Source organism: Pantoea pleuroti, assembly GCF_014156615.1.
Lineage (GTDB): Bacteria > Pseudomonadota > Gammaproteobacteria > Enterobacterales > Enterobacteriaceae > Pantoea > Pantoea agglomerans.
Window position 1 is genome coordinate 25,827 of the sequence record NZ_SBFD01000002.1, and the last position, 21,049, is coordinate 46,875.

Sequence of the window (21,049 nt, forward strand, 5' to 3'; positions counted from 1 at the left end):
CGGGTCCTGTTTCAGGGGCAGCTAAAGCCGGGAAGCTGGAACGGGTTACGAATGCTGCCAGGGGTGAACGACAGCGTGACCTGATGACCGTCCACGCTGAAACTCGCTTCGCGGGTCAGACCGCCTGCCGCAGTCAGCCGGGCGCGGTCAAAGAAGCGATTGAGCGCCCAGGGACCGCTGGTGACCAGCGTGGAGGTGGTGCCGTTGGTCAGACCCAACTGCATCCGCACCTGGCTGGTGCCGCCGGGGCCGGGCCAGCTGACCATCTGCACCGCCTGCGGTCCGTGGCTGTAGCGTAAAATCTGCCCATCCACATCCAGCGTCAGGTTAAGGATGTCGTTATCCATTTTTACCGTGCGCAGCGTGACGCGGAAGCCGGGCGTGGTCGCACCGTTTGCAAAGAAGGCATCGCGGATTGACTGCGCCTGCTGGAAAGGCCGCAGCAGGGCTTCGCCTCCCGGCAGGGTTTTACCGTCAATGCCCGGCGTAAAGCGCCACGCCGCGTTGGTGGTGTCGACTTTGCTGGCCAGGTTGTCGCGGAAGAAGCTGTCCATCATGCCGCTGCCGGGTGCAAACATCCGCGCCAGATCGTCTGGTGTGACCTCACTGCGCGCAGAGCGAACCAGCGGATAGCGACCGGCGATCGCCTGGCGGCAGAAACTGCCCACTTCCATGGTGATGCGTTTGCGGACGTTATCCATATCGCGGCGCTGTGCGTCGCTGCTGGCACCCACCGCCATGCTGGAAACCATGTTCTGCAATGAACCCGGCAGACGGCCGGCACTGGCCTGCAGACGACTGATGGCATCGCTGGCCGGTGGCGGCATCCCGCTGTTCGCCGCATCCTGCACGGCGGTAAGGTAGCGATAGAGATCATCAATCTGATGCAGGAAGTCATCCACCGCCAGCACCTTGCTGCCCTGCTGCAGCGGCTGGGCCAGCTCCAGAACCGGCGCAAAGTGCAGCGCGACGGCCTGCTCCGGTGATGCCTGGGTGGCAGCCTGTCCGCGCGCGGCACTGGCCTCGGGAGAGGTAAACAGCGCTTCAAGGGTGCGGGTAGCGCTGTTATCCGACGGCTTTGCTGCCTGCGCGGTTTTCTCATCCGGCTGCGCCCGGTTCAGCGTCAGCAGACCACCGAGGTTGATCACCAGCTGGCGCAGCGGCGAATGGTTGCCCGACAGCAAACGGGCAGTGTTGATGCGTTGCGACAGATCGGCGCTGCTGTTGAGCTGAATGTCGCTGAGGAACTGCTCCCACTGCCGGATATAGTCCTGCACGTAGAGCTGGCGCACCGCAAGATCCGTCTGCTCACTTTTCTGCTGCGGCGCCGCGCCGCCCAGCACCCAGAGATCATCCTGATATAACGCCTGGGTCACCGGGGCAATCTGCCTATCCACGTGCTGCCAGTAGCCATCCGGCGTATAGAGACCCGCCACACCATCATTGACCGATTTACCGCTTTTGCGGGAAAACACCAGCTCGCTCTGGGGGCCACCCAGCGCCGCCAGCGTCACTGGCTGCAGGCTGTCATCACGTTGCAGCAGGCGCTTCAGCCGTCCATAGACGCGCTGTGACAGCGGCATTTGATTAATCAGCGCCTGCTCGCGCTTTACCAGCGCTTCATCCTTCGCATACGGCGACGAGTGAATCTGCGTCTCCAGCAACTGTTGCAGGTGCCACGCCAGCTGTTTCACCTGCTGCTGAGTGACGTTCTGCGGCAGTTCGCGTGACAGGTTGAGCATCAGCCATGTCTGCAGGAATTTGCCATCGTAGTGCTTTGGCTGATAGAGCATCTGATACGCCTTCAGCGCTTCGTAGCTGTAGTCAGCATCACTGCCGTTGTCATTGCGTAACCAGCGGGTGATGTTCTGCGCCACCTGTGGCAACAGCAGCTGTTTCAGTGCCTTGTCGTAGAGCGCACGGGTGGCATCGCTGACCTCGGTGCCGCGATAAAGCCCCATGCGGCGCGTCAGCGGCGGTGCTTCCAGAGAGAAGTCGGCGCTCTCCGGCAGGTGCAACAGAGTGTTGAGATAAGGCACCAGCGCAAAGAGATCGCCATTGACCTGCTGCTGAAGCTGATCGCCCAGTTGTTCAACCTGAGGCGCTTTAGCGGCCATCTCCTGCAGATAGGCTTTGTTTTTACTGTAGCTGGTGAGCCACAGCGCCCCGGCCACCAGCAATATCAGCAGCAGCGCCAGATAGCCCGACCAGAGTCCGGCGCGGTTGCGCAGCTCCCACCAGCGGTTGCTGCCCGCCAGACCGGACTCCTGGAAAATCACATTTTCCAGTACCCCTTTCAGGAAGAAGCTCTGCCCTTTGTTCTGCGGGATGGGCGACTCTTTATCGACCTTATCCCAGCTTCCTGACTCGCCAGCCTGTTGCCCCGGCAGATTCAGTGCGCGGTTCAGCTCGCCCATCACCCGGTCAAACGGCAGTCCCTCCTGGGTGCCGCTGGCAAAGTAGATACCGCGCGGCGCGAACTGGGTTTCAAAATCGGAGCGGGCAAACAGTGTGTCGAGCGCGTCTGCCAGCAACGGCCGCAGCGCCGCAAACTCCTGCGGGAAGAGGTAGCTCTCAGCCCGCGCCTGCGCATCGCTTTCCGTCAGCAGCCGATCGGCCAGTCCGGCATCCAGACGCTGTTGCAGCAGGGAATATTCCTGCTGGAACTGGTTGTTAAGCTCAAAATCGGCGGCTGACGCTTTCGCCCAGGGAAAAGTGAATCCCCAGATTTGTTCACGCTGCGCTTTATCCAGCGAGGCAAAGTAGCTGCGGAAGCCTTTGAGCAAGTCCGCTTTGGTGACCAGCACATAGACCGGGAAACGGATGCCAAGGCGATCGTGCAACTCCATCAGCCGCTGACGCAGTGCCAGCGCCTGATTACGCAGCGCCTCGGGCGACTGCGACAGCAGATCGGAAACGCTCAGCGTGACGATGACGCCGTTGATCGGCTGACGTCCGCGATATTTACGCAGCAGGTCGAGAAAATGATGCCATTCGCTGGCATCACGCTCCTGCTGACTCTCCTGGGTGCTGTAGCGCCCGGCGGTATCGAGCAGCACCGCTTCATTGGTGAACCACCAGTCGCAGTTGCGGGTGCCGCCAATGCCGCGCAGCGCCGACTTGCCGAACTTATCTGCCAGCGGAAACTGCAGGCCCGAGTTGACCAGCGCGGTGGTTTTACCGGCACCGGGCGCGCCGATGATCATGTACCACGGCAGCTGATAGAGATACTGACGGCCAAAGCGCTGTGCCCAGAACGGCGTGCCCTTGCTGCTGTGGCGCTGGAAGTGCGCCTTTTTCAGCATGTCAGTGGCTTCGGAGAAACGCCCTGCCAGCACCTGCTCTTCACTGGTCAGACGCTGACGATCGGCTTCCGGCGTATCGCTTTTGCCGGTTTCAAGGCTCGACATCAGCTTGCGATTGAGCCAGATGTTGTAGAGCCGCGGAATCGCCTGGCCCAGGCCCCACACCAGATAGAGCAGCGCGATACTGATAATGCGGTTCTGCTCCGGCTCAAGCGGGCGCGAATCGACGATTGAGAACACCGGGCCAATCACCCAGATGATAAAAGAGAGCGCGGTAATGCCGACAAAGCCCCACGCGAGGCGGCTGGTCAGCACCGCAAACAGAATATTCAGCATGGATCAGTTCCCTCTCGCCAGGCCGTTGAGTTCGGCATGCGTCGCATCCGGCGCCACCAGCAGGGTAATTTCAACACGACGGTTACGTGCGCGATTTTCTGCGCTGTTATTAGGCACCAGCGGATTGCTTTCACCGCGTCCTTCCGCTTTCACCCGTGACGGCTGCGCCAGTTGCTGTTGCAACAGGGTCTGTACTGACCGGGCACGCGCCAGCGAAAGCTCAAAGTTGGAGGCGAAGCGGGCACTGCGGATCGGCACGTTATCGCTGTAGCCAATCACCTGAATCTGGCCGCTGACATTGTTCATGGCGGCAGCGATGCGCTGGATTACGTCGGTGTAACGTCCACGTACTTCGGTGGCCGCCGAGGCAAACAGTCCGTCCCCTTTCAGCGTCACCACGCTGCGGTCCGCTTCGTCACGCACCGCTACCAGCCCGGCATCAATTTCCGGTTTCAGGAAAGCGCGCAGGTTCAGCGTGGCGGGCGGTGGTGGCGCAGGGTTGCCAATCTTCACTTCCGGCAGCGCCGTCTGATAGATACGGGCCAGTACCGGCGAGGTGTAATCGCCGAGACGCCAGTTGAGCACGATGTAGAACAGACAGGCCGCCAGCCCCGCCACCGCCGCACAGGCCCACAGCGGGATCATTGGTCGCCACAATTTGCGCAGGACCGGCTGATCGGTGGGATGCGGAGACAGCGCTGCTGCATAATTGCCACGCACGCTTTTGATCATCTGCAGCAGGCGCTGTTTGATGGTCTCCAGCTGCGAGCGACCGTTGTCCAGCACCCGGTAGCGTCCTTCGAACCCCAGCAGCAGGCAGAAGTAGATCAACTCCAGCATCAGAATGTGGCGTCTGGGGTTCTGCGACAGCTTAGCCAGCAGCTGAAAAAACTTTTCGCCGCCCCAGGTTTCATTGTGAAAGGTGACCAGCAGACCATTGCTGGTCCAGACGCCGCGGCTGCCCCACGGCGTCAGCGCCGCCGCCTCATCCAGCGCGGTACAGAGACAGTATCGCGCGCCGATGATCACTTCATAGCCCAGGCCTGACTGCTGGCAGCTCAGCTCGAAGCGCCGAATCTGATCGATCAGCTGGTGACGCAACTGTGCCGGATCTTCATGTGATACCGAGTGACGGATCTGAGGAATGGCGTTAATCAGGGGATTGGCCGCCGCGACCAGCACATTCTGATGGCTGGCCTCCGGCGCAAGATCGCTGTGTGATTTTTGTTGTTCCTGCATCATGCTGCGTGCTCAGTTTATGATTCTGACTGACTACGAATGGCCCAGAACTCCATGTTCAGACCTGGAAACTCACCGGCAAGATGCAGCGCAAAAGCGCCCGAGCGCTCCATCTCTTTCCATAGCTCGCTGTTCTTATCCAGTTCGAAATAGCTGTATCCGGCATGCCACGGGATCTGCGGCGGCGCGCCGGGCATGGCCCGAAGTGCCAGACCGGGCAACTGCAACTGCACCAGATCGCGAATTTTGCTGACCGGGGCGACTTTCATCTGCGCCGGGAAGTGGGTTTTGAGGGTGTCGGCTGGCACGCTGGCTTTCACCGCCAGCACAAAGCCAAACTCATGCACCATACTGCTCTCCGGCACGGTCGCGACGTTAAGACCGTGCGAGCGCTGAATCAGCGGCAGCTGAATCGCGCTCTCTTCCATCACCTGGGACAGCCCCTGACGCAGCAGCAGTGACAGACGGGTAAAACAGCTGTGCAGATCGTCATGATCGTAGAGCGGCAGACCATCGGGCGCGCGGGATGGCGTCCAGGTACTGAGCTCCGCCGCCAGTTGCAGCAAGTGGCTGTAGAGCGTTTCAGGATGCAGCAGCGGCAGATGTTGCAGATGAGTGTGCAGGCCAAGCTGACGATTGAGCAGCGCCAGCAGCATAAAATCGACCATATCCGCGCTGTTGAAACGACCGGTGCCCGGCGCACGCTGACTCAACTGCTGGCTGCGTTGCTGGATCAGCCCGTGCAGATCGTTAAACATGTTTTGCAGCGGACGGCTGCTGTTAAGCGTCAGCATCGGCGGGATGTAGTCGCTGTCGAGCCGGATATGGTTATCGCTGCGTTTTTCAATCACCTGAGCCACGCCCATGGCGGTCCACTCGGCGGTCAGATCCTGTTCCAGCATCAGCCGCAGACGCAGTTTGCCGAACTGCACCGTGGCGCCACCCACGGCCTGGGCATTGTCATCTTCCACTTCCGCTTCCCAGGCCAGGTAGCGCGCCAGAGAATCCTGCGACTCCTGAAAGGCCACCGCTTCTCGGCCATTGCGGCGTGCCGGAATGGCCAGCACCACTTTGCTGCGGTCAACGGAGGCAGGCAGATCAAGCGGGGCCGGACCGTGCTGTGGCTGGCTGAAGGCAAAAAACGTGCCGTCAGGCAGACAGCCGCTGGCGGCGCTCAGCGCCAGTTTCCCCTGGCGCAGCAGCGCTTCATCGAACTCAATATCGTAAAAACCCCAGGTATAGGCGCGCTGCGACTGGCCCCACTCACGCAGGGTGCTGAGAAGATAATTTTCTGACTGCTGGAAATGGTGAGGACGCAGAAACATCCCCTCGGTCCAGACCACCTTTTCGGCTCTGTTCATAGACATCACTGTTTTTCCACGCGAAGGCCGTTAATCCCCGCCACGATGCGCGCATTCAGCTCACCATCGTCACGCTTCCAGAACGCCCAGAATGAGGGTGATTCGCCTTCGGGAACCGGCAGCGACAGTCGCCAGACCTTGCCATCCAGCGCCTGATATTCCGCCATGATGCCGATGAAGCGCGCCTCGGGCAGACTCTTAATCCGCAGCGTTTTGTGGGGCTGAGTGGAAGTCAGGAAGAACTGTTGCGTATTGAGTTGCGCATTACCCAGCGCATTAGCGGACGGGTTTTGCAGGGAGTAGAAGTCAGCCGACATAAACTCCGCATCGGAGGTCAGTAATACCACCCGGACTTTCAGCGGCGCACCGCCGTTAACCTGGTTTTGCGCCTGAACGTCCAGGTTGTACCAGGCAACGGGCTGTGGAGTGCTGCTGCACGCTGTCATCAGCCACGTCAGCAGCACTATCAGCGCCCCACGCCATTGCGTTGTTGTCATCATCCCGCCCTCCCTGCTTAGTGCGATTAGTTAATAATCCAGGTTCCGTTAGTGCTGTTCTGGCAGGCGGTGCTGTCACCGTTTACCGCAACACAGGTTTTCTTCTTGCTGCTGCGCACCCGGCGCTTCGGCTGGTCAGCCTTAATCGTCTGATCGTAAAGCTCGCTTTTCACCACGGCGCGAAACGGCACATAGCCGGTCAGCTGAACGGTTGCCTGCGGCGCTGCGGAGGGTGCTGTCTCTTTAACGGCACTGCTGGCTTTACCCGGTTCAGGTTCTGCTGACGCCTGAGCGGGTTCACCCAGCGCCAGCCAGTTGTTCTCTACCTGACCAATTACGGTGTAGCTTTCGCCGGTTTTCAGCGTCTCCACCACCTTGCCGCCAAAACTCGGATGGCTCATCACCGAAGCGGGATAGAGCGCACGGTAGGTTTCATTGACCGGGCTGAACTGCGCAGGCGGTTTAACCGCATAACGGTGACTGATCACCACGCCATCCACGGTGCTGGTGACCAGCGTGTCATCCGTCATTTTTGGCGGCGTTTTACAACCCGCGACAGAAAAAACAAACATCAGGCCTAACGCAATACGGAGCTTCACCATTTTTTTCATGTTGTGTTCCATTCATATCCTGGAGAGTGGCCAGAGGCCGGTTGTCAGTAATGAAAATCGGGGATGTGGTGCTGAAAGAGCGCCACTTAGTGCCAGCCTAAAAGAAAAATCTTAAGCAAATAGCGTTAAAGTGCCATGGCGTGGCACTTTAACAGATCAACTAACTTTAACTATTAAAAAGCAACTCTGGCGACCGGGACGGGCGCAGGGAGAAATCTGAGCTGGCAATAAATGATCAGAAACATGATCTATTTTTTTCCGTCAGATTGGATGAGGAAGGCAAAACCCAAGCTTTACTTATGCCATCCCTGGCCGAAAAACTGACATATTGACTCAGATTTACAGTTGTGACGCTATTCGCTGACAAAAGGAAAAACCTCAGCGCACAGGCTGATTTTCCTGATTTCACGATCACATTCAGTAAGTTACAAGATGTGTATAAGTTCATAGCTACCGCACGAGCCAGGTATATCCTGCCCGTGGGTATGAAATCACAATTCCTTTGTAAACATAAGCTGCGAGTTTACAGAAGATTGACAAAATTTCAACGGGCCACTTTCAGAAGATTTTACTTAAGTAAAGTTTAAGTAATTTACTTAGTGCAAATATGTGTTACTTTTAATCACTCTCTTAGGATTATTCTTAACAATATGAGTAACAATGAAGTATTCTTACACAGAAACCAGATTCCTCTGTAGTCAGCATTAAAAAAACTCATGTAAAAAATGGCTCTGATTCACCAGGCCGGAATAAAGGTTAACGGCGGGGTGACCGTAATACGTGGCAGTTTTTAGCAAAAAAACAGTGGGATAATGCTTACACATCAGTAAGTTGATCTATTATGAGACGCTTCAGAAAGGGCTGAGGAGGAGATGGTCTTGAAGCGAGGTAAGCGAAGCGCAAAACGGCCCGGCATCGCTTTAAGAAAGGACTGATTAATTGTTCTTTATCGGCATTGCAGCCATCGCCACGCTTCTGATGCTTCTCAGCATGCCCGGCTACGTGGAGCAAAAAAAACCACGCCGTAGCGTGGTTCTGAGATAAGAGTGCAGGGTTATCCTGGCAGGTTGCGGGCCAGAACTAGAAGAAGCCCAGCGGCTCGATACTGTAGCTGACCAGCAGGTTTTTAGTCTGCTGATAGTGATCCAGCATCATTTTGTGGGTCTCACGCCCGATACCCGACTTCTTATAGCCACCAAAGGCGGCGTGCGCCGGATAGAGGTGATAACAGTTGGTCCAGACGCGCCCGGCTTTAATCGCCCTGCCCACACGGTAAGCACGGTTGATATCGCGGGTCCAGACGCCAGCACCTAACCCATAGATGGAGTCGTTGGCGATACTGATTGCTTCTGCCTCATCTTTAAAGGTGGTGATGCCAATGACCGGGCCAAAGATCTCCTCCTGGAAAACGCGCATGCTGTTGTTGCCTTTCAGCAGTGTCGGCTGAATGTAGTAGCCGCTGTTAAGTGACTCATCCAGCTTCTCTACGCCACCGCCCACCAGCACTTCAGCGCCCTCCTGTCGGGCAACCTCAAGATAAGAGAGAATTTTATCAAACTGCTGCTGCGACGCCTGCGCGCCCACCATGGTTTCGGTATCCAGCGGATCGCCACGTTTGATGGTTTTTACCCGCTTCATCACGGCCGCCATAAAGGGTTCGTAGATCGATTCCTGCACCAGCGCACGCGACGGACAGGTACAGACTTCGCCCTGATTCAGGAAGCCCAGCACCACGCCTTCGGCCGCTTTCTCTATAAAGCTCTCCTCCGCCTGCATGATGTCTTCAAAGAAGATGTTAGGTGATTTACCGCCCAGTTCAACGGTCGAGGGGATCAGGCTTTTTGCTGCCAGCTCCAGAATATGACCGCCGGTTGCGGTAGAGCCGGTGAAGGCTACCTTGGCGATGCCGGAATGGGAGGCGAGGGCTTCACCCGCCTCTTTGCCGAACCCATGCACCACATTCAGCACGCCCGGCGGCAGCAGATCTTTAATCAGATCGACAAAAACGGTGATCGACAGCGGGGTCTGCTCAGCCGGTTTCAGCACCACACAGTTACCCGCGCCCAGTGCCGGGGCCAGTTTCCACGCCGCCATTAATAGCGGAAAGTTCCATGGAATGATCTGCGCAACCACGCCCAGCGGCTCATGGAAATGATAGGCGGCGGTGAACTCATCAATCTCGGCGGCACTGCCCTCCTGCGCCCGGACACAACCGGCAAAATAGCGGAAGTGATCGACGGCCAGCGGCATATCGGCCGCCAGGGTTTCGCGTACCGGTTTACCGTTATCCCAGGTTTCATAGACCGCCATCGTCTCCAGGTGCTGTTCCAGCCGATCGGCGATTTTCAGTAACAGCAGCGAGCGTTGCTGCGGCGAGGTCTTGCCCCAGGCTTCCGCCGCCGCCGCAGCAGCAGCCACAGCGTTATCAACATCGGCAACGTCTGAGCGCGGAAACTCACCGGCCGCAGAGCCGTTCACCGGGGAGGTATTCGTGAAGTAGTTGCCGTTCACCGGCGCGACGAATTCACCATTAATGAAGTTGCCATAATTCTTTTGTAGGGTAATCAGAGAACCCTGTTCTCCGGGGGCGGCATAACGCATGATCATTCTCCTGACAGGTGACTGATGTAACAATGATGAAACTTATTATTAACATGAAGCATCATCAAGAGCCTGTCAGTTCTGTTAACCGGAAACTGTGACCGCCCCGAAGGAATGGGGTGTTTACGCTTCGTCTTTAGATAATTCCGACTTTTACCCAAAAGGCTGGTCAGAGAGAAACTTGTGCGGCACAAAGGGGTCAACGTGAGGATGAATTCATTCTGGAGATGAGCATGCTGGCTTCAGCTTTTACCCTGATGCGCGCTAAAGCCAATTTCGTGCATCAGTTTATCCGCAACCCGCGCAAGATGGGCAGCATTACGCCCTCGTCAGAGGCGCTGTGCCGCACCATGATTACGTCGGTGGAATGGCCTGAAAAGTTACGTATCGCCGAACTCGGCGCGGGCGACGGTGTGCTGACTCGGCAGATACTGGCGCAGATGTCACCCGATGCCACGCTGGATGCCTTTGAGATCAGCAGCACGCTGGCCGATAAACTTAATGCGCTGGACGATCCGCGCATGACGGTGCGCACCTGTTCAGCGGAGTACCTGAGCGGAGAATATGACGTGATCTTCTCCGGCCTGCCGCTGCTCTCCTTACCTACTGAATTGCGTGAGGCGATTCTGCGCGCGGTATATAGCGCCCTCGGGCCCAGCGGCGTCTTTGTGCAGTTCCAGTATACCTCGCTGACCCAGCCAGACCTGTCGCGCTACTTCACCTGGGAGCGCCAGCGGGTGCTGAAAAACGTGCCACCCGCCTGGGTCTATCGCTGCACGCGTCACTACGCGCCCTGAGCTTGCGCCATTGCAGGGCGCGTTTGTTGCCAGAACGCTACCAGCAACTCACGCGCCCAGTCTTTCCCCTCCATCTCGTTTGCCCCATCTTCTGTACAGCCCCTGGGCATACAAACGTTCATGATGTGCCGTGAAAATTCAGGATGAAACTGCACCGACAGCGCCTGCGGCGAATAGCGGACAATCTGACAGCCATCGCGCGCAGAGGCGGCCAGCACCTGCGCCTGTTGTGGCGCGCTGATCACCGACTGGCGATGTGACAGCCAGACGCTGAAGTCCTGTGGCAATTTCTTTAGTAGCGGATCGCGCTGCGCCTCCGGCATGCAGTTGATTGGTAACAGCCCGCGTTCCCAGCCATTGGGGTTGTCCGCCACCTCGCCGCCCAGCGCATAGGCCATCAGCTGGTGACCGTAGCAGACCCCAAGCAGCGGCAAGCCGTTATCCATCGCTGCCCGAATCCATACGGCGCTGCGTTCGCTCCAGTCAGCATGATCGGTGACCATCGCCCAGGAACCGCTGAGGATCGCCCCGGAAATCTGGTCGAAAGCGGGTAGCGTCTCGCCCAGATGGGGCCGTACAATCAGGTATTCATCGGGTTGCAGGTTTAACGCGTCGATGAACCAGCGCGGCTGTTCACCAATCTCTGAGACGACGTTAGCAGGTGGGACTTCAAGCTGAATTAACGCAAGGGGTAAGGCGGACGTGTAGGTCATACCGAATCAGTTCCTTTAAGAAGTCGTTTCAAATCAGTCTGCCAGCAACGCGCCCGAAAGTCTCATCAGGCTGCGCCGCAATCGCAGAAAATTTCTCCCTGCGATTGGCTGCAATGCCGCAGTTCGTGCCATCATTAGCGGGCTAAGCAAAAAAACATCGAAAGGATATTATCGTGGCTGTGCGGCATTTTTTTCTGATTCTGATGGTGGTTTCAATCTGGGCCTTCAACAACGTTGCGGTGAAATGGGGCCTGCTGGAGCTTCCGCCACTTTTCCTGACGTTTATGCGCTTTGTGGTCGTCGCCATCGTACTGGTACCGTTTTGCCGGATTAACCGTCAGCAGCTACCCTGGCTGTTGCTGCTGGCTTTCACGTTCGGTTTTATGCACTTCTCGCTGCTGTTTGTCGGCCTGCGCTATACCGATGCCGGCACCGGCGCGATTGTGGTTCAGCTCGGTACACCCATTGCCATGCTGCTGGCGATGGTGGTACTGAAAGAGAAGCTGAAGCTGGTGCAGCTGATGGGCATTATGATCTCGCTGAGCGGCGTCGTCGTGCTCTCCGGCAGCCCGACGATTCCATCGTGGTGGGTGCTTTGTCTGTTGTTGTGCAGCGCCACCGGCTGGGCTGTCAGCAACCTGATTGTGAAAAAGTCACCGCCGATTAAACCGCTGACCATGACCGGCTGGATTGCGTTTCTGGCCATTCCTGTCGTCGGTGCATCCAGTCTGTTGATGGAATCACATCAGCTCTACGCCCTGCAAAATGCGGGCTGGCACGGCTGGTTTGCCATTATTTACAGCGCTATCGCCTCGTCGATTGTCGCCTATACACTGTGGTATATGCTGCTGAAGAAATATAACGTCAACCTGATCATGCCCTACTCACTGCTGACGCCGGTATTATCCGTGCTGATGGGCATTGTGGTGCTGGGCGACAGCCTTAACAGCTTCAAGATTATCGGTGCGTCGCTGGTAATCCTTGGTACCGCTATTGCCGTAATCAACCTGCGTAGCCTGCGGATGCATGCCCGCTTCCCGCGCCTGCGGCGGCGTTAATCCCGCGTGCTATGCTTGAGAAATCACCTCTCTCAGGAAGCACAACATGGACTCACCGCTTGCCGCCTCTCTCTGGCAGCAGATGCAGCAGGGATTGCGAGGTCGCGACGCCGCCTGGCCTCTCCCCGCCTTCGTCGATCTCGCCACCTTCTCTTCTGCCTTTGCCGTCAGTGAGCTGGCGGCCACCAGCATCGGTCTGGCAACGCAGGCTGCTGCTGCGCTTATGGCCACATCCCGCCCTGAATTCGCCTCTCCGCCCGTCACCGTTAACGTCCGGCTGGCGTCACGCTGGTTTCAGCAGAGCTTTCATCCGCTGAATCGCGCGGCGCCCGCGATGTGGGATGCGTTTGCCGGTGACTATCGCAGCCGGGATGGCTGGATCCGTCTGCACACCAACGCCGTGCATCACCGGCTGGCGATGGAACGGGTGCTGGGCGCGCACGCCGATCGCGCAGCACTGGCGCAGCAGGTGCAACAGTGGCAGGCCAGCGAACTGGAGCAGGCCGTTATTGATGCGGGTGGCTGTGCCGCAGAAATGCGCAGCGCCGCCGCCTGGCAGCAGCATCCGCAGGGCCAGGCCGTACAGCGCGAACCGCTGTTTAGCTGGCAGTCCACTCAACAGGCAGCTGCGCCGGCGTGGCCGCTGGCCGAAGCCCGTCCTTTACTGGGCATCAAAGTCCTGGATCTGACGCGGATTATTGCCGGGCCGGTTGCTACCCGTTTTCTTGCCAGCCTGGGAGCCAGCGTGCTGCGCATCGATCCGCCCGGCTGGCAGGAGCCGACGCTGGATGAGGAGATGAGCTGCGGCAAGCGACGAGCGGTGCTGGATCTGACTCAGCCCGCCGATCGCGAGCAGTTTATCCACCTGCTGCGTGAAGCGGATGTGCTGGTGCATGGCTATCGGGCGGATGCGCTGGAACGGCTCGGGTTTGACGCGGAGACCCTTCAGTCACTCTCACCCGGTCTGGTCGATGCCGGCCTGAATGCCTGGGGCTGGCAGGGTCCGTGGCGCAATCGCCGGGGTTTTGACAGTCTGGTGCAGATGGGGTGCGGCATTGCTGAAAGAGGCATGCAGTGGCAGCACAGCGACAAACCGGTCCCGCTGCCGGTGCAGGCGCTGGATCATGCCAGCGGCTATCTGCTGGCGGCGGCGGTGCTGGAGGGATTACGGCGACGCATCTCTGAGGGTCACGGCAGCCAGGTCCGGCTGTCGCTGGCGCGCACCGCGTGGCTATTGCAGCAGCATCCCACCGATCAGCACACAGGCTCCGGCATTGCGCCGCAGGTTAAGGATAACCTGCCTTGTTACGAATTAACGCCGTGGGGATTTGGAGTGAGGCTGCGAGCGGCCGCCTGGCTGCCCGGCACCCCACAGCTCTGTGCGACGCCAGGGTGCGCGCCGGGTACCCACCCGGCGACGTGGTTAAGCGAAACATTAGATAATTAGAAAAATAATGTTGATGACATTAGATTTCCATCTTATTATTTACACCTGACTCAGGGACGAAGTTCATTGAAACGGGGTGCAGAATGGTCAGGGTAGACTGGTCCAGGCGGGCATTGAAGCACCTTATGAAGATCGACAAACGTTACCAGAAAATCATTTACCAGAAGGTGGGTGAGTTAGTCAGTTTCCCGGTCGTCACACTGGACATTAAAAAAATGCAGGGCAGCGATAACCACTACCGGCCGCGGGTTGGCAACTACCGGGTCCTTTTTACGTTAACCCGGGGCGAACCGGTGATACTGGAAATTACAGAGGTAGCAAGAAGAACATCCGTCACTTACTAAAGCTTTTGGGATACCTGCATAGCCTTACGCACTCACGACCTCTGCTGCGACACACAATTACCCGGATAAACTATGTCAAAACAGTACATCTATGATGAAGCAGGCAAACCCCAGTTTGTGGTCTTGCCGGTGGCGGAATATGAAAGGCTGCTCTCGGCCAGCGATGGCGAATGGGAGACGATTCCTGTGGAGGCTGACGAGCACGACGATGAGACGATCCCGCACGACGTTGCAGGGATCATGATTGAGCAGGAAGTGAGTCTTCAGGCGGCATGGCGCATCTGGCGGGGGCTGAGCCAGCATGATGTGGCTCAGCAGTTGGGAACCACGCAAAGTGCGATCTCTCAACTGGAGCGTATTGAAAGTAAGCCGCAGAAAAAGACGCGTGAACGTCTCGCAAAACTGTATGGCTGCCGGCCCGGGCAGTTAATCCTGTAAGCAGGTTAAGAGGGTTCAGGTGCCCGAAAAAAAGCACGCCGGATCCAGAGAATCCCCTCAGAACCCATTGAGAAAGATGATTCAGCACTGTGCGCCGGGTACACACCCGGCGACGTGGTGAATCAGGCGTCAGGCGTCTCTTCGCTGCTATCCAGCAGTTCGTTGTACATCGCCTGGATCGCTTCGCGGCTCAGCATGGCAAGAGTACGATAAAAGGCCGTGGTCGCGTGCGCTTCCACTTTCCCCAGGAAAGCACCGCACCACGGCAGCAGATACTCTTCAAACAGCGCCATCTGCGCTGCGCTCTCATCTTCCGCTGACTGATCTTCCAGCCATGACGCCGCCAGCATCAGCACACCAAAATGATCAGCAGGCGCATCGCTCAGCGGCATTCCGCGTGAGGTCAGAAACGCACGCACTTCTGGCTCCGTTTTGCCTTCCGGCCACTGTGAGGCGTACGGCGGCACGTTGCAATCGCTGCCAACAAACAGCGCGTTGTAATCGGCGGCCAGTGCCTGGGGATCGCTGTTCTGTTGCAGACGGGTCAGCAGCTCATCCTGCTCCAGCGGCCACTGCGACTGCAGTTTGCCTTCACGCAGCAGCGTAAAAAGCGGCACCAGCAGCGGATCCTGCGGCTGACGATTAAACAGTGAGCCGATCACGCGGCACAGAATGGAAAACTCATTCATGAGTCAGATTTCCTTGAGGCAAGTAAATTAAAAGTCAGCCAGTTCAGCAATATGTTTGCCGCTGCGCAGCTCCAGAAAGTCGAGCAGGCGACGCGGCGTGACATTTAACACCCGATCCTCAGGAAAATCCACCTCGCGGACGATGCGCAAGCAGTGATCGAAGTGACCCAGCGTAAACGCCGTGTGAGAATCGGAGCCAAATGCCAGCCGTCCACCGGCATCGGCGGTCTTAACAACGGCGATGACCGGGACTCTGAGTAATCGACCCTTACACCTGGCTATCTCAGCCAGAAAGTGAGTTCATACTTCAGAAAAAATCTTAAAGCAACTGGTTAATTTTGCATAGAAAACTTCAGAATACATCATCCAGCAACTTCTGATTCTGATGAACTATTAGCCAGGCGGAATGAAGATATGCAATAACAGGCTAATCAAACTCGTAAATTTTCATAAAAAAAATAGAATAAAATAAAAAGCACTTTTCATACGGGGGCTTACCTCCACTAGTAATAGCGAAAATACTTTCCACAAAAATAAATAATTAAAAGGATCCATAGAAAAGCGAACAGCAGACCATATGTAGGAAAGACGCTTACAAAAAAAATGGCCCCGACCAGACCGGCCGCTGGTGGTATAAGTCCAAAAAAGGATTGACTTACCCAGGCATATAGCCAGCGAAGGATCGCCTTCATTTTATTAAAATCTTGTTTAGTAGATTTAAAATCTGCTCTTCGCTGGTGGAACCTGAATTTTTCAAATAGATTATTCTAGACATTTCCGGCTCAATCAAATAATTGAACATTTCTAAATTAGCATTATATAAGTCGAAGTAATACTCCGCATCATCTAAGCGTAATTTTCTTGCTGCTTTTGTGGCAACCTCAAACTTACCATAAAATTTAAAAGCGGTTACGGCATACGAACTTGTAGCATTAATTACATTAATGTGTGACTGTTTGAAATCCCGGGATTATGTAATAACGAGAGCGATTAACTGTGCTATAGCAAGTTTAGAGAATTTACCAGAAGCATAATCAGACGCTTTTTCAGCTAACAGTCTCTGTATGTTCTGGATGCCTGTATCACCAATACGGCTCAGTTTTTTTCTGAAGTATATTTCTACCATCTCTAAAACCACGTCCTGCCGGGTAAACAGCATTCTGAGTTGCTTCAGGTATCGCAAATCTTCCTGCTTAAGTTGATTACAAACATCCTTGTAGTCATCAAAAAAGCATGAACCATAGCCGCTTGCACGTTGAGCGCCAGACACAATCCCCCTTCCTGTATCAAGCATTGTTTGATGTAACTCAGCAAGTGCCTTCTCAAAGTTAAGCGCAATGGTTCGCTCTGCCTGAAGTTTAATCTTAAGATAAGACATGCTCATACTCATCCCTTTGTGTAGAATTCCTTATGCAACGATTGTATACTGAAGTGAAAGGTATGCAAAGAGAATGGCTTATGAAAAGGATCAAGTGGCTGGCTTTATACACCGTATTTACTCTATTTTATCTTATAGTGATCCCGGAAATCATCTTCAGAACCCTTTCGGAAGATGCTTACATGAAGCTCGGTGAAATCGTAAATCCATTTCAAATTTTCCCTTCAACAGCGAATGCATTATTCATAGCAATAATAATTTCCGCTTTGCTATTAGCATGGTTAACTATTAAATTAATAAAGCGCGTTACCAGGCGTGGTAATTCTACGCTTTGATCTAACGCGATCAATAAAGAGCAGAGTAGAACTTAAAGTTTACGCCATTACCCGCCCGGACGAACCGCCCCGTTGACATTGCTAACCCGAACGATTGAGACCATTTTTCAGTTATTAACTGCTCTCTCGGCTTTAAGCTTCAGGTCTTGCCACACGCCCTTTCCCGGCTGATAAGAGAACAGGTTACGGTAAAATACTCGCCTCTGTCATTATATCCCCGCAGATAAAAGCGGGGATTTTCATCATGGTGAGCGTGTTGCTTACCTGGCCTGGCGCTAAAAGTCAGCCAGTTCAGCAATATGTTTGCCGCTGCGCCGCTCCAGAAAGTCGAGCAGGCGACGCGGCGTGACATTTAACACCCGATCCTCAGGAAAATCCACCTCGCGGGCGATGCGCAGGCAATGTTCAAAATTTCCGAGCGTAAACGCCGTGTGAGAATCGGAGCCAAATGCCAGCCGTCCACCAGCATCGCGCACGGCGGCGGCGATAGCCCGGCAGTTCGGTTCACTGCCCGGACGCGAATGGGTAAAGGAGGAGTTGTTCAGCTCCAGCGCCACATCATAGTGCGCGGCAGCTTCGGCGATAGCCGTGATATCGACCGGGAATTTCGGGTTGCCCGGATGACTGATGATATGGACCAGCCCGCCCGCCATCGCGGCGATCATCGCATCCGTGTGATGCTTCCGGTCGCGCGGCGCATAAACCGGCTCGTGAAAACCGGCGACGATCAAATCCAGCGCATCGAGCATCGGGCCGGAACAGTCGATTTCGCCCTGCTGATTTTTAATATTGGCTTCGATACCGCGCAGAATACCCACGCCATCGATCACGCGCGGCCAGACGCGCATATTAATGAAGTGCCAGTAATGCGGCGCGTCGGCCATGTCGGGGCCGTGATCGGTAATGGCAAACAGTTTCATGCCGGTTTGCTTCGCCTGAGTCACGTAGTCGTGCAGCGTGCTGTAAGCATGGGTGCTGGCGATGGTGTGCATATGCAGATCTACCGGATACATCCTCTTCTCCTGCTGATTGCCCCTGACGGGGCCGGTTCATTAATAGCCGCGCTGACGATCCACCCTGCCCTGCGGCGGCTCGCCTGCCTGGTCCTGGGTGATGGCGCGGGCGATGTAGTCGATAGCTTCGTCGATCAAGGTTACCGCCGCATTATGGGGCGTGATTGTGACGCGCGGATGTGACCAGAGCGGATGCGCTTCGGGCAGCGGTTCAACCTGAAAGACATCCAGCGCCGCCGCTTTCAGCTGTCCGCTATTGAGCGCGGCCAGCAGATCTTCTTCCACCACCTGCGCGCCGCGCGCGATGTTGAGGAAGAAAGCGCCGTGCGGCAGCTGCTGTAAAAAGTGGTGGTCGATAAGATTAATGGTTTCTTGCGTGCTCGGCAGCAGGTTGATCACTACCCGCGTCTCCTGCAGAAAGGCAGGCAATGCATCGCGACCGGCAAAGCTGGTCACGCCATCAATTTCTTTGGGCGAACGGCTCCAGACGCGCAGAGGGAATCCCCAGGGTTTAAGACTTTCCGCCACGCTCTGCCCCAGCACGCCCGCCCCCAGGATGCCGATAGTAAAGTTTTCGCGCGTGTAAGCGGGGAGCGGCTGCCAGCACTGTTGCTGCTGCTGGAGACGGTAATCGTCAAAACGACGGAACCAGCTCAGTACGCTATGAACCGCATACTCCTGCATCTGCCGCGCCATGCCGGTATCTTCCAGCCGGTACAGTGGCACGCTGTCGGGCAGCATCTCAGGGTTGTGCTGCAGCTGTTTCAGAATCTCGTCCACGCCTGCCCCCAGCGCAAAGACGCCGCGCAGGGTGGCGCGTCCCTGCAGCATCTCTGCAGGCGGCGAACGGACCAGCGCGTAATCAGCCGGACCGTTATCGCCTGGCTGCCATGCACGCACCCGCGCCTGGGGCAGACGCTGTTGTAAACCGTTAATCCAGGCCGCTGCAGACTGCGACGGGTGATACCAGATGATCTCCATCCTGCTCTCCTTTTTTCTTTCAGCGTCAGGGAAAAGCGAGGTGAGAGCAAGAAAAAACCAGCGTAATAAAGCGGTTTTTTCCATAAAAATAATTCCCGTGGCTTCACATTTCCGGCTCGCTTCAGGGTGAAGTGTTCAGATAAGGTCTAAAGTTGGTCCTGTGGTCAATGCGTTACGCGCGGCCGCATTTCGGACAAGGAGAAAAACCGATGACAAAAATTGAGGTAAACGCCGCTCCACGGCGTCAGCGTTATGCGCCCTTTCTGCTCACGTTGCTGCTGAGCGTACCTGCCTTCACTGCCCAGGCCGACGACAACAGTCGCATGCTGAATAATCAGCCGCAGCCGCCTGACGTTCGTTTAGGACCGCTGTTTAATGCCGTGCAACAGGCGAAGTTCTATCCCGATCAAAAGACCTTTGCTGATGCGGTGCCGAAATTCGATCCCGCCTCAATTCTTGCCGACTGGCAGATGCAGAAGAAACAGCGCAATTTCGATCTTAAGCGTTTTGTGGATGCCAACTTTACCCTGCCCGCGGCCGGTGACAAATATGTGCCGCCAGCCGGACAAAACCTGCGTGACCACATTGATGGCCTGTGGCCGGTTCTGACGCGCACCACCAGCAGCGCCGGTCAGTATGACTCGCTGCTGCCGTTGCCCAAACCCTATGTGGTGCCCGGCGGGCGCTTCCGCGAAGTCTATTACTGGGACAGCTACTTCACCATGCTGGGGCTGGCCGAGAGCGGGCACTGGGATAAAGTGCAGGATATGGTGGATAACTTCGCCTCCCTGCTCGACCGTTATGGCCATATTCCCAACGGCAACCGCAGCTACTACCTGAGCCGGTCACAGCCACCGTTCTTCAGCCTGATGGTCGATCTGCTGGCCACGCACGATAACGGCAAAGCCTATACTCGTTATCTCCCGCAGCTGCAGAAAGAGTATGACTACTGGATGGCAGACAGCGATAAAGTCGCGGCGGGCGCAGCCAGCAAGCGCGTGATTAAGCTGGCGGACGGTAGCCTGCTCAACCGCTACTGGGATGCGCGCGACGTGCCTCGCACTGAATCCTGGATGGATGACATTACCACCGCGCAGAAAGCGCCGCAGCGCAATAAAGCTGAACTCTACCGTGAGCTGCGTTCCGGTGCGGCTTCGGGCTGGGATTTCAGTTCGCGCTGGTTTACCGATGCGCATAACCTGTCGACAATTCGTACCACGCAGCTGGCCCCGGTTGACCTCAACAGCCTGCTGTTCCATCTGGAGCAGACCCTGTCGAAAGGCTATCAGATGAACAAGCAGAGCGATCTGGCGAAGCAGTTTGCCGATCGCGCGGAGAAACGCCAGGCGGCGATCAACCGCTATCTGTGGGACAGCAAGCAGAGCTGGTACGCCGATTATGACTGGCAGAAAAAGCAGGTCCATCCTCAGTTGACTGCTGCCGCGCTGTTCCCGCTCTATCTGCAGGTCGCCAGCGATAAGCAGGCTGAAAGCACCGCCAGCGCGGTTGAAAAACAGCTGCTGAAACCTGGCGGTCTGGTGACCACCACCGTAAACAACGGTCAGCAGTGGGATGCACCCAATGGCTGGGCACCGCTGCAGTGGGTCGCTGTGGAAGGTCTGGAGCACTACAACCAGCCAAAACTGGCGAAAGAAGTGGGATTACGCTTCCTGCAAAACGTTCAGAACACCTATGACCGTGAGCATAAGCTGGTGGAGAAATATGTCGTTGATGGCAAAAATCTCGGCGGCGGTGGTGGCGGTGAATATCCGCTGCAGGATGGCTTCGGCTGGACTAACGGCGTCACGCTGAAACTGCTGGATAAGTACTGCCCGAAAGATAAAACCTGTAACAGCGCCCACGATATTCCGCAGGCGTCTGCCTCACAACCTTAATCCTTTCTGGA

At 56.3% G+C, this 21,049-nt stretch carries 17 protein-coding genes and 1 pseudogene; 6 read left to right on the top strand and 12 right to left on the bottom strand.

What is annotated here, in order from left to right; genetic code table 11:
- Positions 1–11: 11 nt before the first annotated feature.
- The 6 genes from tssM to exaC all read right to left on the bottom strand — a co-directional run bounded on the left by tssM (position 12) and on the right by exaC (position 9,950).
- Positions 12–3,641 carry a type VI secretion system membrane subunit TssM gene (gene tssM / locus EPG66_RS04100; protein WP_182686059.1) on the bottom strand — a complete coding sequence of 1,210 codons (3,630 nt, stop codon included), beginning with the start codon at positions 3,639–3,641 and terminating at the stop codon, positions 12–14.
- Between the two features lie 3 nt (positions 3,642–3,644).
- On the bottom strand, positions 3,645–4,883 hold the full coding sequence (locus tag EPG66_RS04105) for a DotU family type VI secretion system protein (RefSeq protein WP_182686061.1): 1,239 nt from the start codon (positions 4,881–4,883) through the stop codon (positions 3,645–3,647).
- A gap of 14 nt (positions 4,884–4,897) precedes the next feature.
- A complete protein-coding gene (tssK, locus tag EPG66_RS04110) occupies positions 4,898–6,241 on the bottom strand; it encodes a type VI secretion system baseplate subunit TssK (RefSeq protein ID WP_182686418.1) in 1,344 nt (447 codons plus the stop codon).
- Positions 6,242–6,246: 5 nt separating this feature from the next.
- Entirely contained in the window at positions 6,247–6,741 is a 495-nt protein-coding gene (gene tssJ, locus EPG66_RS04115) for a type VI secretion system lipoprotein TssJ (protein ID WP_031592951.1), read from the bottom strand.
- 23 nt (positions 6,742–6,764) lie between these two features.
- The gene (locus EPG66_RS04120; protein ID WP_069026096.1) at positions 6,765–7,361 is read right to left on the bottom strand and encodes a hypothetical protein; all 597 of its coding nucleotides are present in this window, start codon (positions 7,359–7,361) and stop codon (positions 6,765–6,767) included.
- A 1,068-nt stretch (positions 7,362–8,429) separates the two neighbouring features.
- Positions 8,430–9,950 (bottom strand): acetaldehyde dehydrogenase ExaC, encoded by a 1,521-nt coding sequence (gene exaC / locus EPG66_RS04125; RefSeq protein WP_031592949.1) that lies wholly within the window; start codon positions 9,948–9,950, stop codon positions 8,430–8,432.
- A 233-nt stretch (positions 9,951–10,183) separates the two neighbouring features.
- Between exaC and EPG66_RS04130 the strand changes: the two genes are divergently transcribed.
- Positions 10,184–10,747, top strand: coding sequence for a class I SAM-dependent methyltransferase (locus EPG66_RS04130; protein ID WP_143790579.1), 564 nt, complete (start codon positions 10,184–10,186; stop codon positions 10,745–10,747).
- On the opposite strand, the gene EPG66_RS04135 is transcribed toward EPG66_RS04130, so the two are convergent.
- Positions 10,735–11,460: a glutamine amidotransferase gene (locus EPG66_RS04135; protein WP_109653208.1), complete on the bottom strand. Its 726-nt coding sequence runs from the start codon at positions 11,458–11,460 to the stop codon at positions 10,735–10,737. The two genes, EPG66_RS04130 and EPG66_RS04135, sit on opposite strands and share 13 nt — an antisense overlap.
- A gap of 173 nt (positions 11,461–11,633) precedes the next feature.
- Here EPG66_RS04135 and EPG66_RS04140 point away from each other — a divergent pair, with 173 nt between their 5' ends.
- The 4 genes from EPG66_RS04140 (at position 11,634) to EPG66_RS04155 (ending at position 14,747) form a co-directional block, all read left to right on the top strand.
- Positions 11,634–12,518 carry an EamA family transporter gene (locus EPG66_RS04140; RefSeq protein ID WP_182686063.1) on the top strand — a complete coding sequence of 295 codons (885 nt, stop codon included), beginning with the start codon at positions 11,634–11,636 and terminating at the stop codon, positions 12,516–12,518.
- A 46-nt stretch (positions 12,519–12,564) separates the two neighbouring features.
- The gene (locus tag EPG66_RS04145) at positions 12,565–13,965 is read left to right on the top strand and encodes a CoA transferase (protein WP_182686065.1); all 1,401 of its coding nucleotides are present in this window, start codon (positions 12,565–12,567) and stop codon (positions 13,963–13,965) included.
- 83 nt (positions 13,966–14,048) lie between these two features.
- Positions 14,049–14,309, top strand: a complete 261-nt coding sequence (locus EPG66_RS04150; RefSeq protein WP_182686067.1) for a type II toxin-antitoxin system RelE family toxin — start codon at positions 14,049–14,051, stop codon at positions 14,307–14,309.
- A gap of 72 nt (positions 14,310–14,381) precedes the next feature.
- Positions 14,382–14,747 (top strand): helix-turn-helix domain-containing protein, encoded by a 366-nt coding sequence (locus EPG66_RS04155; protein ID WP_010246157.1) that lies wholly within the window; start codon positions 14,382–14,384, stop codon positions 14,745–14,747.
- 122 nt (positions 14,748–14,869) lie between these two features.
- Here EPG66_RS04155 and EPG66_RS04160 read toward each other — a convergent pair whose 3' ends face one another.
- From EPG66_RS04160 to ghrA, 5 genes and pseudogenes are all read right to left on the bottom strand, one after another.
- Positions 14,870–15,436, bottom strand: a complete 567-nt coding sequence (locus EPG66_RS04160) for a TorD/DmsD family molecular chaperone (RefSeq protein ID WP_010246159.1) — start codon at positions 15,434–15,436, stop codon at positions 14,870–14,872.
- 27 nt (positions 15,437–15,463) lie between these two features.
- Positions 15,464–15,655 (bottom strand): annotated as a pseudogene (locus EPG66_RS04165) (phosphatase); the annotation flags it as partial.
- Positions 15,656–16,406: 751 nt separating this feature from the next.
- Positions 16,407–16,820, bottom strand: coding sequence for a hypothetical protein (locus EPG66_RS22965; RefSeq protein WP_223265942.1), 414 nt, complete (start codon positions 16,818–16,820; stop codon positions 16,407–16,409).
- Between the two features lie 604 nt (positions 16,821–17,424).
- Entirely contained in the window at positions 17,425–18,162 is a 738-nt protein-coding gene (locus EPG66_RS04175; protein ID WP_039391669.1) for a phosphatase, read from the bottom strand.
- A 39-nt stretch (positions 18,163–18,201) separates the two neighbouring features.
- Entirely contained in the window at positions 18,202–19,143 is a 942-nt protein-coding gene (ghrA, locus tag EPG66_RS04180) for a glyoxylate/hydroxypyruvate reductase GhrA (protein ID WP_039391668.1), read from the bottom strand.
- 209 nt (positions 19,144–19,352) lie between these two features.
- Between ghrA and treA the strand changes: the two genes are divergently transcribed.
- A complete protein-coding gene (treA, locus tag EPG66_RS04185) occupies positions 19,353–21,038 on the top strand; it encodes an alpha,alpha-trehalase TreA (RefSeq protein ID WP_031592916.1) in 1,686 nt (561 codons plus the stop codon).
- The last annotated feature ends 11 nt before the right edge of the window (positions 21,039–21,049 follow it).

Bases quoted from the DNA above. Each gene is read 5' to 3' on its own strand.
- EPG66_RS04135 (WP_109653208.1), bottom strand. From the start codon at position 11,460: ATGACCTACACGTCCGCCTTACCCCTTGCGTTAATTCAGCTTGAAGTC.
- EPG66_RS04145 (WP_182686065.1), top strand. From the start codon at position 12,565: ATGGACTCACCGCTTGCCGCCTCTCTCTGGCAGCAGATGCAGCAGGGA.
- tssJ (WP_031592951.1), bottom strand. From the start codon at position 6,741: ATGATGACAACAACGCAATGGCGTGGGGCGCTGATAGTGCTGCTGACG.
- tssM (WP_182686059.1), bottom strand. From the start codon at position 3,641: ATGCTGAATATTCTGTTTGCGGTGCTGACCAGCCGCCTCGCGTGGGGC.
- EPG66_RS04160 (WP_010246159.1), bottom strand. From the start codon at position 15,436: ATGAATGAGTTTTCCATTCTGTGCCGCGTGATCGGCTCACTGTTTAAT.
- tssK (WP_182686418.1), bottom strand. From the start codon at position 6,241: ATGAACAGAGCCGAAAAGGTGGTCTGGACCGAGGGGATGTTTCTGCGT.
- EPG66_RS04155 (WP_010246157.1), top strand. From the start codon at position 14,382: ATGTCAAAACAGTACATCTATGATGAAGCAGGCAAACCCCAGTTTGTG.
- EPG66_RS04105 (WP_182686061.1), bottom strand. From the start codon at position 4,883: ATGATGCAGGAACAACAAAAATCACACAGCGATCTTGCGCCGGAGGCC.
- EPG66_RS04175 (WP_039391669.1), bottom strand. From the start codon at position 18,162: ATGTATCCGGTAGATCTGCATATGCACACCATCGCCAGCACCCATGCT.
- exaC (WP_031592949.1), bottom strand. From the start codon at position 9,950: ATGCGTTATGCCGCCCCCGGAGAACAGGGTTCTCTGATTACCCTACAA.
- EPG66_RS04120 (WP_069026096.1), bottom strand. From the start codon at position 7,361: ATGGAACACAACATGAAAAAAATGGTGAAGCTCCGTATTGCGTTAGGC.
- EPG66_RS22965 (WP_223265942.1), bottom strand. From the start codon at position 16,820: ATGAGCATGTCTTATCTTAAGATTAAACTTCAGGCAGAGCGAACCATT.
- treA (WP_031592916.1), top strand. From the start codon at position 19,353: ATGACAAAAATTGAGGTAAACGCCGCTCCACGGCGTCAGCGTTATGCG.
- EPG66_RS04150 (WP_182686067.1), top strand. From the start codon at position 14,049: ATGGTCAGGGTAGACTGGTCCAGGCGGGCATTGAAGCACCTTATGAAG.
- ghrA (WP_039391668.1), bottom strand. From the start codon at position 19,143: ATGGAGATCATCTGGTATCACCCGTCGCAGTCTGCAGCGGCCTGGATT.
- EPG66_RS04130 (WP_143790579.1), top strand. From the start codon at position 10,184: ATGCTGGCTTCAGCTTTTACCCTGATGCGCGCTAAAGCCAATTTCGTG.